Origin of the sequence: Clostridium punense (assembly GCF_017874425.1) — a bacterium.
Classification (GTDB): Bacteria; Bacillota; Clostridia; order Clostridiales; family Clostridiaceae; genus Clostridium_J; species Clostridium_J punense.
On record NZ_JAGGLL010000011.1, the window covers coordinates 23,471 to 41,134 of the forward strand.

The 17,664-nt window shown below is 31.5% G+C and carries 15 protein-coding genes; all 15 read left to right on the forward strand.

The window, feature by feature from the left end:
• The 15 genes from J2Z44_RS08295 to J2Z44_RS08365 all read left to right on the forward strand — a co-directional run bounded on the left by J2Z44_RS08295 (position 1) and on the right by J2Z44_RS08365 (position 17,491).
• Complete coding sequence (locus J2Z44_RS08295; protein ID WP_021281345.1) at positions 1–1,035, forward strand: pentapeptide repeat-containing protein; 1,035 nt, start codon at positions 1–3, stop codon at positions 1,033–1,035.
• Position 1,036: 1 nt separating this feature from the next.
• The gene (locus tag J2Z44_RS08300; protein WP_021281346.1) at positions 1,037–1,570 is read left to right on the forward strand and encodes a hypothetical protein; all 534 of its coding nucleotides are present in this window, start codon (positions 1,037–1,039) and stop codon (positions 1,568–1,570) included.
• The gene (locus J2Z44_RS08305; RefSeq protein WP_021281347.1) at positions 1,571–2,074 is read left to right on the forward strand and encodes a DUF4280 domain-containing protein; all 504 of its coding nucleotides are present in this window, start codon (positions 1,571–1,573) and stop codon (positions 2,072–2,074) included.
• 20 nt (positions 2,075–2,094) lie between these two features.
• Positions 2,095–9,231: an RHS repeat-associated core domain-containing protein gene (locus J2Z44_RS08310; protein ID WP_209649484.1), complete on the forward strand. Its 7,137-nt coding sequence runs from the start codon at positions 2,095–2,097 to the stop codon at positions 9,229–9,231.
• A gap of 14 nt (positions 9,232–9,245) precedes the next feature.
• Entirely contained in the window at positions 9,246–9,581 is a 336-nt protein-coding gene (locus J2Z44_RS08315) for a hypothetical protein (RefSeq protein WP_021281721.1), read from the forward strand.
• Positions 9,582–9,978: 397 nt separating this feature from the next.
• Positions 9,979–10,308: an immunity 22 family protein gene (locus J2Z44_RS08320; RefSeq protein WP_152513212.1), complete on the forward strand. Its 330-nt coding sequence runs from the start codon at positions 9,979–9,981 to the stop codon at positions 10,306–10,308.
• A gap of 12 nt (positions 10,309–10,320) precedes the next feature.
• On the forward strand, positions 10,321–10,800 hold the full coding sequence (locus J2Z44_RS08325) for an SMI1/KNR4 family protein (RefSeq protein ID WP_209649485.1): 480 nt from the start codon (positions 10,321–10,323) through the stop codon (positions 10,798–10,800).
• A gap of 159 nt (positions 10,801–10,959) precedes the next feature.
• Entirely contained in the window at positions 10,960–11,241 is a 282-nt protein-coding gene (locus J2Z44_RS08330; RefSeq protein WP_021281724.1) for a hypothetical protein, read from the forward strand.
• Positions 11,242–11,336: 95 nt separating this feature from the next.
• Positions 11,337–11,675, forward strand: coding sequence for a DUF2019 domain-containing protein (locus J2Z44_RS08335; protein WP_021281725.1), 339 nt, complete (start codon positions 11,337–11,339; stop codon positions 11,673–11,675).
• A gap of 509 nt (positions 11,676–12,184) precedes the next feature.
• Complete coding sequence (locus tag J2Z44_RS08340; RefSeq protein WP_021281726.1) at positions 12,185–13,372, forward strand: suppressor of fused domain protein; 1,188 nt, start codon at positions 12,185–12,187, stop codon at positions 13,370–13,372.
• A 521-nt stretch (positions 13,373–13,893) separates the two neighbouring features.
• Entirely contained in the window at positions 13,894–14,730 is an 837-nt protein-coding gene (locus J2Z44_RS08345) for an AbiH family protein (RefSeq protein ID WP_021281727.1), read from the forward strand.
• A 519-nt stretch (positions 14,731–15,249) separates the two neighbouring features.
• Positions 15,250–15,849 (forward strand): phage baseplate assembly protein V, encoded by a 600-nt coding sequence (locus J2Z44_RS08350; RefSeq protein WP_209649486.1) that lies wholly within the window; start codon positions 15,250–15,252, stop codon positions 15,847–15,849.
• Positions 15,846–16,460: a hypothetical protein gene (locus tag J2Z44_RS08355; protein WP_021281729.1), complete on the forward strand. Its 615-nt coding sequence runs from the start codon at positions 15,846–15,848 to the stop codon at positions 16,458–16,460. The genes J2Z44_RS08350 and J2Z44_RS08355 overlap by 4 nt, the downstream gene beginning before the upstream one ends.
• 97 nt (positions 16,461–16,557) lie before the next feature.
• On the forward strand, positions 16,558–17,082 hold the full coding sequence (locus J2Z44_RS08360) for an imm11 family protein (protein ID WP_021281730.1): 525 nt from the start codon (positions 16,558–16,560) through the stop codon (positions 17,080–17,082).
• A gap of 16 nt (positions 17,083–17,098) precedes the next feature.
• The gene (locus J2Z44_RS08365) at positions 17,099–17,491 is read left to right on the forward strand and encodes a DUF4280 domain-containing protein (protein WP_021281731.1); all 393 of its coding nucleotides are present in this window, start codon (positions 17,099–17,101) and stop codon (positions 17,489–17,491) included.
• Positions 17,492–17,664 lie beyond the last annotated feature (173 nt).

The window sequence follows — 17,664 nt, forward strand, 5'->3', positions numbered from 1 at the left end:
ATGACAAGGGAAGAAGCACTCCTCCATTATTATGATAATTATGTAAATGAAGCTTTGGAAAAGAATAAGGAAAAGTTTCTTAAGACTTTTGAGGAAAATAAGCTTTGGATAAAAGAAATAGTAATAAGCTCTACTAGAAAAATCAGTGAGGCAGTATCAGCAAAGCAATTAGATAGTTCTTATGATACCATGTATATTAATTTTTCCTTGCTTAGAACTAGCGTTATAAACAAACAGTATAAAGTTTTAATTAGTGCTTACAACAGAAATTGGTATTTAGATGAAGACCCTACCCACATGACAATAAGTTTCTATCCAATATTAAGTGTTGTTGATGAGCTAAGGGAGTATTTAGAAGAAAAAAGAAAAATTTATGTTAACAAAATAGAAAACTTTCATATTAATGAAATAGTGTTAAAACAAGTATTTGAATACTTTACACACATGGAATTGTTTGTTACCACATTTCTTCAAGATTTAGATGATGAACGTTGGTTTCAGAGTTTAAATAAAACAGAAGAGTTTTTTATTAGGTGGGGAGAATACAGAGATTTAACCCATATTGTTTATAAGTTTGATAAGAAAGAAAAAAATCAAAGTGATTTTGAAAAATTAATTATTCAACAGCAGGAGAATGATGAGGAATTGATATTTTCATCATGGCAGAATCTTAGTTTTGAGAATATTGGATGTTTTGAAAAAAATCTTATGTTTTCAAACTTTAAAAGAAGCACTTTAGAAAATTCTGAATTTATAGGGTCAACTCTTTTAGGGGTTAACTTCAAGGAAAGTAAACTTTTAAATTGTGATTTTTCAAGGAGTTTATTAGACAATGCTAATTTTAATAATTCCACCCTTGAAAAAGTTACCTTTAAAAACTCAATATTAAAAAATGCTGATTTTACCTATGTAAATCTTAAAGAAGTGGATTTTGAAGATTGTGATTTAACGGGAGCAAAGTTTTTAAAAAAGGATATACCCTTTATAGGCTTATCACCATGGCAACTTCAAACCATAATCATAGAGGAGGCGTAATATGCAGTATTTTTCAATAGGCCAAGACAAACAAGTACAGAATTGCATTTCCTTTACTGATTTTAAAACTGATGAACATGCAATTTTATTAAAAGAAGATGCAGATACCTTCAATGATATAACCACAATTTTTGTAGAAGGACAAGGTGACAGTTTATACCCAGACTTCATTGAAAGTCCAGTCTTTCTAGTATCTGATGAACTTAAAAAAGTATTAGCAATGTATGATGATACCTTAATATTTAAAACAGTAATTTTGTCAAACTTAAAGGAGCAAAGCCAAAAGATATATTGGCTATTGCTAACAGACATTTTAGACGCTTTAAGTGAGAAAACAGAGTTCTATAAAAATGGGTGGGAAAAGCATATTGTTATAGATCATAAAAAAGTTCAAGGATATAAGGTGTTTCAAATTAAGGGGTTAAAGAAAAGTCGGTTGTTTATACATTTGGATGTGGCAGAAAGCATGCTGAGAAGAAACTTCAAATGTATAGAGTATAGGGAAATTGAAACTGAGATAGATGAGGTGATTTAGATGGAAGAAGCAATGGTTGAAGGGGGCGGCACCCCCGCAGAAACCTACGTAGTTCACGGAGCACAAATATATTGCACTTGTGGATCACGATTAAGTAGGCTGGTAGTACCATTAAGCCATGGCACTTTTATACATGATATACCACAGCTTAGAATATCAGATAGTGTTCCTATAAAAAATGTTCAAGTATTTGGGGTATGCAATAATCCTAATAACCCAGCTGTAAAAGCAGCAGCACAAAATATCGTAAATAATATTCAAAATAGAAAAAAGGGATTCATGGATAGGGTTTTAGACTTGTTTACTAAAAAGCCAAAACTTGAGGTAAATGATGACCTAGTAAAAAAATGTGTTGCTCTATGCACTCCCATAATTACAATACAGTGGATTGGTGGAAAAGATGATGTGAAAATTGACGGAGAAAAAGCATTACTAAGTACCTGCAAACTATCTTGTATTTATGGAGGGGAAATCCAAATTGCTTGTGATGGGCAAAGAAAGTAGTAAAGGGAAGGAGGGATCCTATGCAATATAATTTTAAGGGTTTAAAAATTGAGCTACCATACCAGCTAGAACATATAGAAGATGTAACTTTAATAGAGACATTAAATGATCATATCAGAGTTTCTATTAAGGCTTTACTTTTAGAAAATAAACAGGATGAATATATAAATAGCAACACTGAAAATCATAATATTATAATTTACCAGTATGATGAGAAAAAAAATAAAGAGGAAGTTATATTTAAGGGGAATGTAATTAACTTAAAGTTGAACCATTATGGAAATCTAAGTGAGGTAGATATTCAAGCTATTTCCTTTACTTATCAATGGGATATAGAAAAGAAGAGTAGATCTTTTCAAAACTTGGATTTAACCTATAAAACTTTAGTAGATAATGTACTAGCCTCATATGAAAAAAGCAGTTGGCTGGATTTTAGTACAAATGGAGAGGTTATAAGGGGATTAATCGTTCAATATGATGAAACGGACTGGGAATTCTTAAAAAGAATAGCTACTCATTTTAATACTGTGCTCGTGCCTGAGGGCACTGCGGCCTTTGGAAGAATTACTTTTGGTATACCAGAGCTATTAAAGTATAACACTTTAAATCAGGAAGATTATGAAGTAGTTAAAGATTTAGAGCTTCTTAAGAATAATAATCTAGGTGAAACTCAGGATTCAATAAGTTGGAAAATAAGAGGGGCTGATAGGCTTCATTTAGGTGAAAATGTCATATGGCAAGGAATCTTATGTCAAGTTACAGAGGTTCTCCTAAAAACAGAGAAAGAAGAGCTAATTTTTACTTATACCGTTAAACCTAAGGATAGCATAAAACCTATACTAAAGTTTAATCCAATACTTAGTGGAATGAGTATCTCTGCAATAGTAAAGGAAGTAAAAGGTACCTCTATAAGAGTGCAATTATCCATAGATGATAAATATGATGATTCAGTAAATAATAAGTTTTTCTCCTATGCAATAGAAAGTAATGAGTGGTATTGCATGCCTATAAAAGGAAGTAAGGTTAATATATACTTTCCAACAAGAGATGAAAAGGATGCTATAGCTGTAAATGCTATAAGAACTATGAGTAATGGAAGTAAAACACAAGATCCTAGATGTAAGTCCTTTTCTAACGATTCAGGTTCTGAAATGAAAATGGATGGAGAAGCTATTAACTATTCCACAGGTGGAGTTAATATTAAGCTAGATGAACAGGGAAATGTAAGTATTAGTGGAGATAGTATTATTATTAATGCAGCTGGGAAGCTTCAATTAGGAATAAAGGACGTAGCACCAGATGAAACTCCCTTTATACCAAATAATATAAGCTTATCTGCTAAGGAAGGAATATACTTAAGCAAAAGTCCTTTTGACGGAGTAGATGAAGCTTTAGCCATATCTGTAGCTGACAGGACAGATTTAATAGCTGCTAATATATTTTCAGATGGTTCTACAAAAAATCCTCCAGCTGAAACCTTTGATGACTCAGAGTTAAGGGCACAGGATGCTAAGGATATGCAGGCAATTAACCAACAAGCTCAAGCTGAAGTAGAAGCAAAGCTTCAGGCTGGTAAAAGTAAGTTTGGCTTCGGTGCAATTGCCCTAGCCATAGGAGGAGCTGCCTTATTTGCAGCAGCAACTGTATTAACAGGGGGAGCTGCTATAGCCATAGCAGTGGCCGCAGGAACTACAGCTATGGCAGTAGGTGCTAGTGAAATGGCTGAGGGGGCTTCAGACTATACAAAAGCACAAAGTGGAGATATGTCAAAATCCTATAATTTCATGAGAGATACGGTATGTGGAGGAAATGAAACACTTTATAACATTATAAAGTATGGTTCAGTTTGCATATCAGCAGGGGTAGTATTAGTCGCCTTTGGGGCCCCAGGGGCTCTTACTAAAGCTATAGGAGACGGCGGATTTAGAACCGCCTTTAACTTGGTAGGAGACCTTCTTGATGATGGAAAAATAAATAAGGGCTTAGAATATTATGTTAAAGACGTTACTCTTTCTTTAGCAACAGCAGGACTTACAGTAAAGGCCACAAAAGTAATAAAAGCAAATGAAAGCATGAGTTGCAAACAAAAGTTATTTGCAAATACAGGATTAGATACTCTTACAGATACTGTATATCAGTTTGGATGTGGAGAAGATATAACACCAATCAAGAACTTTGCAAGCTCATTTTTAAGTAATTTTATTTTCTCTGGTGACCCAATAAATGTTGCTACTGGAAGCCTTTATATACCATCAGTGGATTTAGTATTGGCAGATTTGCATGGAGATTGGAAGCTGGAGAGGCAGTATAATTCGGGTCTAGAAAGAGTAGGAGTATTTGGTAAGGCATGGACTTTCTCCTATGAAAGCAAGCTTCAAAGAAAAGAAGAAAACACAATCTCAATGCTTTGTACAGATGGACATTTAGAAACCTTTAACCTAGAAGATAATCTTTGGAAAAGTGAGAAGGGTAATAGTTTAAGATACAGATTAAGAGAAGATAAGATAAAAAATCAGTGGTGTTGTGAGGATTCTGTAGATAGATTAACCTATATTTACAATTCCATGGGACAACTAATTAGTGTGGTGGATAAAAATAATAATAAGATTGCCATAGATTATGAAGGAGAAAATATTAATACTCTTACAACATTTTCAGGACATGTACTTAGGTTCACTTATGAGGATAATAAGATAATACAAGTTGAAGATGTTTTAGGAAGAAAAATACAATATAGATACCATGGAGAATGTTTAACTCATGTATGTCATGTGGACCACGGTATTACAACCTATACCTACAATGAGGAAGGTTATATAAGTGCTATAAAAGATCAAAATGGAAACACCTATACTAAAAACTATTTTGATGAAAAGGGTAGGGTAATAAAACAAAGGTATCCTGATAATAGTGAATGTATAGTAGAATATGAGGATGAAAATAGAAAAAGCTCCTTCTATTTCCCTATAAGCGGCAGAGTAGAAACCTATCTTTATAATGAAAATAATCTAGTGACAAAAATAATTTACGAAGATGGTAGTTCTACTGAATATGAGTACGACCAGTGGGAAAACCGCATTTTAGAAAGAGATAGAAAAGGCAATGAAAGCCGTAAGGCTTATAACCAGTATGGAAATCTAGAAAAAGAAATAAGTGCTGAGGGACTTATAACTAACTATATTTATGATGAAAATAATAACTTAATAAAAAAATATGACACCTTAGGTGGAGAAACTCAATATTTTTATGATGATAATGGAAACATTATAGAGGAAAACATAAAAATTGAAGTAAACAAGTGGCAAAGTATAAAGTATGAGTATGATTTATATGGAAGGATAACAAAGGTTAAAGATCCTTTAGGTAATATAACTACTTATGAGTATGAAGGAGAAGGAATTAAACTCCAAGAACCAAAGGTGGTTAAGGACCCAGAGGGAAACATATATGCCTATGAATATGATGAAGTAGGAAGAAATACAGCTATAACTACAAGCTATGGCACCGTAGAGTTTGGCTATAATACTTTAAACTATGTAACCTTCATTGAAGATGCTAAGGGTAACATTACAAGAAAATACTACGATAAGATGGGTAACTTAATAAGACTTGTAATGCCAAAGGATTATAATCCAACCTATGACAATGGAAATGCTTACGAATATAGATATGATTACTTAGATAGGTTATTAGAAATAAAAGATCCTTTAGGAAATGTAAAAAGAAATCTAAGAGATAGTGAAGGAAATATTATTAAGGAAATAAATCCAAACTATTATGACCACTCCTTAAAAGATGGCATAGGACTTCAATATGTCTACGATAAGGACAACAGAAGAATAAAAACCATATACCCAGAGGGTGGTGTAGAAAGAGTATTTTATGATGCTAATGGAAACATAGTAAAAAGGGTAACTCCAGAGTATTATGAGGAAGAAAAAGATGATGGAGTAGGCTTTACTTACACCTACGATAGTGAAAATAGGCTTACAAAAATCATAGCACCAGATGGAACCTTAGAAAAAACTTATGTATATGACAGCTATGGAAATATAATTGAAGAAATAGATGCTAAAGGAAATACAACCTACTATAAATATAATTTAATAGGACAAGTTATAGAAAAAAGAGAACCTGTGGAAGAAGAAAATAATGTGGTGTTATATAGTTTAACCCTATTTATTTATGATGAAGCAGGAAATAAAATCACTGAACGAAGAAGCAGAGATTTTGTAGATAGTAAAAGCTATTCAAATTATTATCATGAGCTTCACTTTGCCTATGATAAAAATAATAGACTTATAGAAGTTAAAGATAATAGCGGAGCAAAAATTAAATATGGATATGATTGCTTAAATAATAAAACCTATGAAGCTTCAAGGATAAATGAAGATAATTACAGAAGAATTTACTATAAATATGATAGTATAGGAAACCTAGTTGAAAGAAAGCAAGAAATCAAAGAGGAAGACACAACAAGGAAAAATAGTGGCAGAGCAGTTTTTGCAATTACCACCTATGAGTACGATAAAAATGGAAATATAATCGGCATAAGCACTCCTAAGGGACACAAAATAAAGCAGTGCTATGACAGCTTAGATAGAGTTACAGTTAAAGAGGAAATAGATAAGGAAAGTGGAATATTTAGAAGGTATGAGTATGGGTATGATAAGTCAGGAAATATAACTTTTATAAAGGATACCAATAATAACACTAGAAATTATAACTATGACTATCAGCATAGACTAACTCATTTTACAGATGAAAATGGGCACACTACTAGATTATTTTATGATAAAAACAGCAGAATAATAAAGGAAGTATTGCCAGAACAATATGATAAAGATATAGATGACGGAGCAGGAGTTACTATAAAGTATGATCCATGGGATAGAGTTATAGAAATAAGAAATCCTTTAGGACAACTTACTAAGGAAAATCATTATGATAGCTTAGGAAATATAAAAGAAGCAGTGGATGGCTTAAATAACAAAGTGGAATTCACCTATAACTTAGCTGGATTAATGAAGAAGGTAATCACTCCAAATAGCAGAGAAAAAGGAAGAGCAGCTCAAAGCTATAACTATGATTCAAGAGGAAACATCATAGGAATTTGTGATGGAAATGGCAATGAGACAAAGTACAACCTAGATCACTGGGGAAGAATAACAGAAATAATAAACCCAGATGGTTCTGTAGAAAAATACACCTATGATTATGCAGGAAATATAAACAGTACCCAAGATGGCAATGGAAATATCATAGAATATGTTTATAACAGCATAAATAAGGTAAAAGAAATAAAGGACCAACAAGGGGAAAGTAAATACTTCTATTATGATCTAGAGGAAAACCTAAAGGAAACTGTAGATAGAAATGGAAATTATCTATACTATGGCTATAATATAGATAGAAACATAACCTACAGGAAAGATGGACAAGGAACCCTATGGGAAACCTTTGAATACAACAAGGATGGAACCTTAAGCCTCGCAAAAACTCTAGGCATGGCCTATAGCTATAGTTACACAAAGGATTTAAAACTAAAATCAAAAGCTACCTGTGGAAGAACCCTATTAGCTTATGAGTACAACAAAAATGGCAATATTGAAAGTATAGAAGATATAAGTGGTAAAGCTGCAAGATATAGCTATGACAATGCAGGAAGAGTAGAAACAGTCTATGACAATGATAAAACAATGGCTTCCTATAGCTACAACAGTGATGACACTATCAGTTCCATAGTTTATGGAAATAAAGTTACAACTAAATATAGTTATGATGGAGATAAAAACATAACTAGCCTTTTAACTGAAACCTCAACTGGAGAAGTTCTCCTAGACTATAACTATGTTTATGACTTAAATGGAAATAGACTTCAAAAGGTAGGCAGTAAGCACCAGAGCCATTATACTTACGACAGCTTAAATAGATTATCTTCAGCAAGATATAAAACACCAAGTAAGTCTTTAGAAGAAAGCTTCACCTACGATAAGGCAGGAAATCGCTTAAGTAAGACTTCAAATAACATAGTAGAAAAGTATAAATACAGTGCTAAAAATCAATTACTAGAAGTAGAAAGACCTACAGGTACAATAAAATTCTCCTATGATAAAGAAGGAAACTTAACTAAGGAGCATCACCCAGAGGGAATAACTTCTTATAACTACAACAGCTTTAACCAAACAACAAAAGTAGAAACAAAAGAAGGAAATACCCTAATAAGTAGATATGATGCAGAAGGTCTAAGAGTAGAAATAGAAGAAAATGAAAGACTTACAAGATTTATATTTAACAAAGAAAATATAATAGCAGAACTTGATAAAGATAACAATGTAATAGTAAGATTAACTAGAGGGCATGAAGTAATAGGTAGTGAAATAGAAGAAACCAGATTCTACTATCATCAAGAAGACCAAGGAAGCACCGCCTATATAACCAATGAAAAAGAAGAAATAGAAAACAGCTACTTCTATGATGCCTTTGGAGTTTTACTTGAAGCAACTGAAAAAGTTCCAAATAGAATAACTTACACTGGTCAGCAATATGACTCAATAACCCAGCAATACTACCTAAGAGCCAGAAACTACAACCCAGTAATAGGAAGATTCACACAAGAGGATACCTATAGAGGGGATGGGTTGAATCTATATGATTACTGCCATAGTAATCCAGTGATTTATTATGATCCTAGTGGGTATATGTGTAGTAAATCTCAAGCTTCTGCTGGTGGTGGAAGTAAGGGGGTTACGCAAGATGAGATAGTAGAGGGTAAAAAGGTAGTTAATAATAGAATAAATAATATGATTGAAAACATGACAGAAGGAGAAAAGTCAAGGACTACTTATGGCTCAGCATTAGTAAAATTAGAAGATGGTACTACTGAAATGTGGGTTAGTTCAGCAGGTAAAAAAGGATATGTACCACCAAGGATTAGAGGAAATGATAAAGTTATAAAGAATAAATCTTTAGAAGCAAATAGTATTAACAGATTTAATGATGCTGAACAAACTATGATCAGAGAAGCAAATGAAGTAGGTGCTGAAATAATATCAATAGGAGCAACAAGAGATATGTGTCCTGCATGTCAGGCTGTTGCAAAGGAAAATGGAATAATTGGTAGAGTTACAACACCATTGAAGAAGATTAAAAAGTAGGAGGAAGAAATATTATGAATGAATTATATAAACAAGAGGTATTAGAATTAACAGAACTACTTAGGGATGATGAAGAATGGGGAGATTTAAGAGATATATTAACTGAAAAAGGATTTAATCTAAGTCAGATTGCATTAGTTTCATTCATGGAAGATGATAAAGAAAATGAGTATGGAGTAATAGTAACTAAGGATATAAAGATTAGTGAATACTCAAGGTCAACTCAAGAAGGAAAGAATGATGTAGATAGTTTTAAATTAAAAGATATTACAAATCAAAAGGATGAAATAGATAAATATCCTCAAATTTCTGTAGCTATCGATATGATAAAAAATCAAGAGATATTATAATGAATGAATAGTTTAATAGAGCTTAACTGCATAATAAAAGAGGTTTTATAGATTAAGCACTTATCAGAAAGATTCATAAATACCAAACTGCATAATCTAAATATGCAGTGAAAAAGATGGAATGAACCAGCAGAAATTTAAGTAGGCTGGTTCATTACTTTTAGGTGGATAACATATACCAGACAATCATATTTTTCTAGAGGATATGTAAGAGTTAACTGAAAGAATGTTTAACCCAGTCGGTGTACCAGAACATGCTAGAATAGAGTGTTACAAGAAATTTTACAAGTTTACCTATGGTTTAAATTGATTAAAAAGGAGTTAAAAAATGCGTAAAGATGATTATGTTTCATTGTGGTTAGGAAATTTAGAATCACCAAAAATTTTATAGAAATACTTGGATATAAGATATACAAGAGATGGTGATATGATACCATCAAAATTTGCTAGAATATTTGGTATAGATAGATATGATGATGATTTTAGGGAGGCAAAGTATTTTAAGGAGCCTCTTAATAATATAAACAAGATATTAGAGAATTTTTCATACGATCACATTTTAATAAAATATTTTAAAGGGGTGGTCGGAGATAATTTAACCCAAAATTACAATACTATCATTTTGCTATATAATTTTGACTATGATGGAGAAATTCGTGAATATTCTAATGGAAATGAAATGATTAGCTTTATAGGTAAAACTAAGTATAAAAATTTGTATACTTAAGGAGATGTAGAAGTGAATAAGTTCAATTTTATGAAACAATATGTAGTTGAAAATGAGTCAGATGACATATGGAATAATAAGCATGTTTTTTTAAAGGTTGATGAGTTAGAAATAATAGAATCAGAATTTAGACTACAAAAAAAATTGCCAATGGAACTCAAAAAGTTTTATAGAGAAATAGGATATGGTTTTATTAATTGTGGAATGGGAAGCAATATAAATAGAATTATCTCACCTATTGAGATATATGATTTTTATGCAGGTATAAATGATTATGAAAATGACATTAGAAGAGAATATTATAAGGATTTTGACAAAATTATATTTTACGAAGTATCTGCAGATACGTTTATTACTATTGATATGAGAGATGTAGATAATGAAGGACAGTCACCAATATATTATTTTGATAAAAAAATTGCTAACTCATTATACGAGTTTATTAAAAACATAGATCAAGAAAATAATTTTTATTTAAAACACAGGAGTTGATTTTAAATAGGAATATTTATCAAAATAAATATAGCGGAAGTGTTTAGATAATTAGAATGAAGAATAACGTAGCTAGATATAACTTACTAGTGAAAATAATGAGAAAATATAATATTCCAAGAAGCAGATGGAATGTACAAGTGTATAGGAGGAATTAAAATGGAAGCACAAAATGAATTTAATAAGGCTTTAAAGTATTTAGATTTTGGTAAACTTGAAAAAAGTGAGGAGTGCTTAAAAAAAGCAATCCAGCTTGCTGAAAATGAGAATGATACAATAACTTTAATAAAAGCATTCTGTTGTTATGGGGATCTTTTATGCTTTATGGGAAAAAAGGTTGAAGCTAAACCATATCTCGAACGTGTAGTATCCTATAAATCAGATGATGATGTACTTGATTATGAAGTAAGTCGTGCAAAGGAGCTGCTTCTAGATATTTAACCTTGATGCTTTTGAACAATATGTTTAAGTAATATGGGATCCAGAAAAAGGTTGGATATTTAAGCCATATAAGTAGAAAGGAGAGAAAATAAATTATGGATAAAAATAATGAGCTTATTAATGAGTTTATTAATGCTTCAATAAGTTATGGAGAATACCAAAAGCAAGGAAATTCAAGAGGAATGGACAAACAATCTAAAATTATAAGTAAAGTTGTTGAAGATATAAAAAAACATGGACTGAATGAACTAAGAGCATTGAGTGGATATCTAGAACATAAAAACATATATGTAAGATTACAGGTAGCATTAAGCATTATACCTATTGAGCCCAATAAAGCTAAAAAGGCGCTGAATGAACTCAGAAATGAAAAAAGTTTAGTAGCTGTGGAAGCTGAAATGATATTAGAACAGCTAGAAAAAGGCATGCTATAAGTTTAAACCATTTTAAGTTTAGTAGAAATATGGCAGAGAAGAGAGAAATTATGGTTCAGAAAGAAAAAATGTGAGTTTATAGAAGAATGGTCTTTGATGCATAGCCACCAAAATATGATTAACTCTTGAAATAGTGAAAGCGTTAAAAATAATAGCAATTCAAATATAGAGCTAATAGCATGATTAATACCTAACTTTAAAGGCTAGCACATAGTTCAAAGGTTACTGAGTTTCAATAGAGAATAGACTAGATATTAAAACTTTTCATATAATTATTCTAGTTAAAGTATAGAAATTAAAGCTATTAAGGTTGATAAAGCTTAATTTCAAAAGGAAATAGGTAAATTTTACAAATAGTTAATAAAGTAGAAATAACAAAATGTTAAAATGGTAGTAATAGTAAAGAACTGTTGCTACCATTTTTAGACTACAAATTTTGTTCTAGTTGTTGGTTTATACTTAAAAACCGAATGAATTCACAATTCATAGTGGCAAAGAGGGGAGTTATTATGGATGGTTTAAACTGGACTCAAACTAAACGAAATGCTTTTTCTGCAATCTCAAGAGGGGAGTTAAAAACATTAATTAATATGATTGAAGATTGCCCTAAATTGCTAAATGCATTTGATACAAGTGGATATTCGCTTTTACACGTTGCTGCAGAGCAGAATAACAAAGATATTTTAGAATTTTTACTTAATAAGGGCCTTGATGTGAATATAAGTAGAAAAAACGATAATGGACACGTAACACCTTTGCATAGAGCAGTTAATAAAAATCTCATAGAAAATGTAACTTGGTTGCTTAATCATGGTGCTAAAATTGATGCAGGTATAGGAATTCATGCAACTCCGTTAATCGAAGCTGCTTTCAATGGATCTCTTGAAATGATTGAACTATTGGTTAAGTCAGGAGCAAATATAAATGCTTATTATTATGTAGGAGATGGAAAAACAAGAATGAAAGTAACTGCACTTGTTGCTGCTGAAATGGAAGGACATGACAAGATTGCTGTATATCTTAGAAACCAAGATATAAGTGAGGATAACCAAAATGAGGATAATGAGTCTGAGTTAAAAAGTAAGCATGATGAAATTCAAAATCATGTAGAAATGGTTTTTGGGAAGGTTACTAATACTTTATCAGAGATTGTTCCAGGTAGTAATGTAGCAATTAATCTAAATGTGATAGAAAGTTCAAATGATACTGACTTTATAACTGTTTTTACTACTGGCATGAGCGATATTCCTATGGATGATTCCATTGAGGCGTACGAAGAACGTTTTGCTGAATTAATTATTAAGTTACCTTCAAACTGGCCTATTAAGAAAAAAGATATTAATGATATGAACAATTATTGGCCACTAGGGTGGATAAGGAAGATTGCTCACATTCCACATATGTATGATGGATGGATTGGTGAGGGGATTATTATTCCTAATGGGGAGCCACCTAAACCATTTTCAGAAAATACAAATTTATCATGCATGATGATTTGTAAGCCAAATGGAAATATATTAGATAGATTAATTGATTCTAGTGGTAATATAATTAATTTTTATGTTCTTATCCCCGTATATAAGGAGGAACGAGATATGGCATTAAAAAATGGATATAAGTATTTAATGCAAAAAATGGTTGATGAAGGTATTACAGATGTTATTGATATAAAAAGAAAAAATGTGGCTTATTCATAATAAGAATAGTATATATTCACTTGGTTTAATTAAAGACTAAAGATAGTATCAATGGTTATTATAATTTTATAGGATAACTAATTAATCTGTGGGATGAAAATAATAATAAGCTCATCATGGATTATGAGGAAGAAAACATTAATACACTTACAATATTTTTAGGATATGTAACCAAATTCACTTATGAAGGCAATAAAATAATATAAGTTGAAGATGTTATACGAAAAATACAATATCGATACAATGAGGAATGTTTAATTCATGTATGTTACGTGAAAGACGGTAGTAAAGATTAGTAAGATGATTTGAAAGGCTTAAAATAAAGGGATTTTCCAGATTTGAGTTAAAACTTCAAAATCCAGAAAGTCCCTTTTAGTTATTTATTGGAAATAAGTCTACAAGGGATATATTTTATGTAAGCGGTGGAGGTGGAATATGGAGCTATATATAATTGGAAATGGATTTGATTTAGGCATGGACTACCAACAACATATTGGGATTTTAGAACATATTTAGAAAACATGTATCCTGAATTTTTATGTGCATTTGAAGAGCACTATTATATATACCCTGGAATGATAAATGAAGCAAAAAAGAAGTTATTATGGAATGAGTTAGAGGCTAATCTGGCCAATATAGATGAGGATATTATTATAGAAAATGCTTTAAGTATTGATATGAATTTGGAAAGTGGAGACGTTGGAATAGAAGATACTCTATATCCGTATTTTAAGGATGAGTATAGTTATATTCAGCAGTTAGCAAAATATCTTAAACAATGGGTTCGTACTATACGAATCCGAGATGTAGGGAGAAAAACTTCTCAGATAGACAATTCTAAAGAAGCTTTGTATATTACATTTAATTATACTGCGGTGCTTGAAACTGTATATAAAATCGCATTGGATAAAATTATTCATATTCATGGTTCTTTGCGAGAAAGAGATAGTGATCCTATTTTAGGTCATGGTAACAAGAGGAGAATAGAAAGAATACAAGAAAATAAAAAAGAAGCTGAACGATTATTTGATGAAAAATGGTCAAGTATTTGTAAAGTAGTGGAAGATTACTATAATCAAACTTATAAGGATGTTGGAAGGTATACTTTTAAGCTTATTAGTTTAACAAAAATAAAAATAGAAAAAGTCCATGTTATTGGGCATTCTGTTGCTGGTGTAGATCAGTTGTATTTTAAAAATATTGATATTTTTACTAAGAGAAAAGCGAAATGGAAAGTCTATTATTATAAAGATGATGAAAGACAGAAGTTATATAATAATTTACTAAATTGTGGAATAGGTAGTAGTAGAATTGAAATGGTACCATCTAATCAATTTTATGATATGCAAAACCACTGATACTAAAAAGTTGCAGGGGCAGGGCAAATGGATAATGTCCATAATTTTTTACAATATTTAAAAAGTGTAATGAGTATTATTTGGAAATTACTACTGGAGTGACCCAGTAGTAATTTTTTTTGTTTTAATAAATGACTAAATAATGAGATAGTGTAGTTTGTTAATGAGACCGATTGGGAATTTATTAAAAGATTAGCCTCACACTTTAACGCTCCACTTATTCCAGATAGTAAGATTCAGGGTGGAAAATACTATATAGGAATTCCCAAGTCAGGAAATACCTTTAACCTTGATGAATTTAATTACTCCGTTAAAAAAGACTTAAAATCCTACAAAATTAAATCAGAAAATCATATAAGTAGTTTAAATGAAAATGACCTTATAAGTTATGAAATATATAGCAATAAAGTGCTAGATTTATGCAGTAAGGTTAATTTTAAACAAAGGAGCCTTTATGTATATAAAGCAGAAATAGAAATACAAAACAGTGTATTTTTAAATAAATATGAATTGCGAGAAATGAAGGGTATATACCGTAATAAGCTATACAATTATCAACTAACAGGCGTATCCCTTTTTGGAAAGATTTTAGATGTGTCTAAGGATACCGTAAAGGTAGAGTTAGAAGTGGATAAAAAGCAATCCAAAAGTGAAGCCCAGTGGTTCCCTTATTCTACAGTGTACTCTTCACCGGATGGAAGTGGATGGTATTGCATGCCTGAAATTGCAGATAAAGTTAGGCTTTACTTTCCAGACCAGGATGAAAAGAATGCCTTTGTAGCAAGTTCAGTAAACCTATCTTCTTCAAAGGCTGAAAAGCGAAGCGACCCTGCTGTAAAAAGTATAGGAAATAAACACGGAAAAGAAGTGGTATTTAAAGAAGGCGCAGTAGAAATCATAGGCAATGGTCAGCTTCTAGTAAGGCTAACAGATGACGGTGGTATAGAAATTAATAGTAATAAAAAGATAGTGTTATCCGCAGAAGAGGATATAGAAATTAATGGTGGTGGAAAAATCTTAATTGAGGGTAAAGAGGGAGTAGATTTAACACAAGCAAGCACTAACCTAAAAATAAAAGATAATGTAACCATCAGCGGATCTAAGGTGAATATAGAATGATAAATGAAACGGAAAAAACAAATGCCCTACAGGACTTAATAAAAAATCATATATTGCCCTATGTAGAACAGGGAATTACAAGGATTGATGAAAGATACAAAAATGATAAGGAGTACATTGAAGGAGAATTAATAGCTTCTTTTCAGCAGCTTTGTAAAAGGGCTATAACTCTACAAAGCCATGGTAAAAAGGGAAATATTAAATATATATACATTTCCTTTTTACGTACAAGCATCATGGATAACACCTGCACCTATAGGTTAGATGCCTATGACGAAAAATGGTTTTTAGATAAGGAAGAATGTTATTCTCTATGGACTCCAGACTTTATATATGCTTCACTGTTTAGTCATATGGAAAAACTAGAAGAAAAAATAAAACACTATGGAAGAGCAATAACCCTTATGGATATTGAAAAGATAAAGTTCTTTGAGGCGGAGAAATACCATATTTTGACCCTTGAGTTTGTAAGAGAAATACTGCCAAGGCTTCTAGAAAGCTCAGTATTTAAGGACATGGAAAAGGCAGAGGATCTATGCATTATCATGGGAGAATATATGGATAAAGGTGAAGTTCTATACATAGGGAACCAAAGTAAAGAATTAACTTAAATATAAACCTACCTTGGTTCCCTTAAGGCTTTTAAAGATGCATAAGGGAAGTTTTTACAATGGAAGCCTATAGCAATAGTAGAATGGAAGGATAAATATGGATTACTTTTTATTAAAACAAGATGAAAGATATAACAATGTTCCTATGGTTTTAGATGTTATGAACAAAATTGATAAAAGGAACATAAATCTATTAAAGGCTGATAAAATTCAGGACACAATTATATTTTATGTTAAGGCTGATGAAGAAACTAGTTACTTAGACATTCTTCATAGACAGTTATATTTAGTATCAGAAAAACTAAAAAAGCTCTTGGAAAAATATGATTCTAATATAATCTTCAAAGCAATGCCCCTAATTGATTTAGAACATGAAAACCAAGAAAACTACTTCCTTCCCATATTTGAAGAAGTGGAAGCTCTTAGTGACAAGTGCGAATTTAACCTAGACAAAAGCGTAATTAAAAAATTAATATTGGACGGAAAGAAGATACAAGGAAAGAAGATCTTTAAAATAAGCCATGATAAGCAAACCTTAGTGGTTGTTAGGTTAGATATTGCTGAAAGCATACTAAGGAGAGATTTTACAGGAATTAAATTAGAAAAATTATCTATTGAGTAAAGAGGAGAGGTTAATAATGGGAGATAAAAGTGCTTATATCGTAAGAGGCGCAAAAATGCAATGCAGCTGTGGAACCCATAAAAGAAAGATTAATCTTCCAACTAGTCATGGTTCCTATGTTAATGGAAAACCAATGATGAATGAAAACGACAATGTAGTAGAGATAAACGTTCCCTATATGGGTATATGCACAGGGGGATGTCAAGTATCAGCACAAGTTGTGCTAATAGGAGAACATGGAGAAACCCTTACGGGGAAAAGATGTATACCAATGATTTTGAAAAAGTGGATGAACACAAAAGAAAATACCTTAGTAGATGGAAAGCCAGCCTTAACTACGAAATCTCAATTGATATGTGCTTATGGAGGAGTAATAACCTTTGTAACTGACGGACAACATGAAGAGTGAGGAAAGGCATCTTCAAAAAATAAATAAGTCAGTATGCTGGTCTATTTTGTGTTATACTGCGTCAACAGAACCTTTAGATAGCGCTGCTATCTGCGGAACCTGTTTTCTTGTCTAACCCAAAATATCCTTCACATCTTTGACTTATTATTTATTTTCAGATGCCTAAAGAAGTA

What these genes read in the sequence shown, in the direction of transcription:
- J2Z44_RS08295 (WP_021281345.1), top strand. Translation starts at nt 1, where the DNA reads ATGACAAGGGAAGAAGCACTCCTCCATTATTATGATAATTATGTAAAT.
- J2Z44_RS08300 (WP_021281346.1), top strand. Translation starts at nt 1,037, where the DNA reads ATGCAGTATTTTTCAATAGGCCAAGACAAACAAGTACAGAATTGCATT.
- J2Z44_RS08305 (WP_021281347.1), top strand. Translation starts at nt 1,571, where the DNA reads ATGGAAGAAGCAATGGTTGAAGGGGGCGGCACCCCCGCAGAAACCTAC.
- J2Z44_RS08310 (WP_209649484.1), top strand. Translation starts at nt 2,095, where the DNA reads ATGCAATATAATTTTAAGGGTTTAAAAATTGAGCTACCATACCAGCTA.
- J2Z44_RS08315 (WP_021281721.1), top strand. Translation starts at nt 9,246, where the DNA reads ATGAATGAATTATATAAACAAGAGGTATTAGAATTAACAGAACTACTT.
- J2Z44_RS08330 (WP_021281724.1), top strand. Translation starts at nt 10,960, where the DNA reads ATGGAAGCACAAAATGAATTTAATAAGGCTTTAAAGTATTTAGATTTT.
- J2Z44_RS08335 (WP_021281725.1), top strand. Translation starts at nt 11,337, where the DNA reads ATGGATAAAAATAATGAGCTTATTAATGAGTTTATTAATGCTTCAATA.
- J2Z44_RS08340 (WP_021281726.1), top strand. Translation starts at nt 12,185, where the DNA reads ATGGATGGTTTAAACTGGACTCAAACTAAACGAAATGCTTTTTCTGCA.
- J2Z44_RS08345 (WP_021281727.1), top strand. Translation starts at nt 13,894, where the DNA reads ATGTATCCTGAATTTTTATGTGCATTTGAAGAGCACTATTATATATAC.
- J2Z44_RS08350 (WP_209649486.1), top strand. Translation starts at nt 15,250, where the DNA reads ATGAAGGGTATATACCGTAATAAGCTATACAATTATCAACTAACAGGC.
- J2Z44_RS08355 (WP_021281729.1), top strand. Translation starts at nt 15,846, where the DNA reads ATGATAAATGAAACGGAAAAAACAAATGCCCTACAGGACTTAATAAAA.
- J2Z44_RS08360 (WP_021281730.1), top strand. Translation starts at nt 16,558, where the DNA reads ATGGATTACTTTTTATTAAAACAAGATGAAAGATATAACAATGTTCCT.
- J2Z44_RS08365 (WP_021281731.1), top strand. Translation starts at nt 17,099, where the DNA reads ATGGGAGATAAAAGTGCTTATATCGTAAGAGGCGCAAAAATGCAATGC.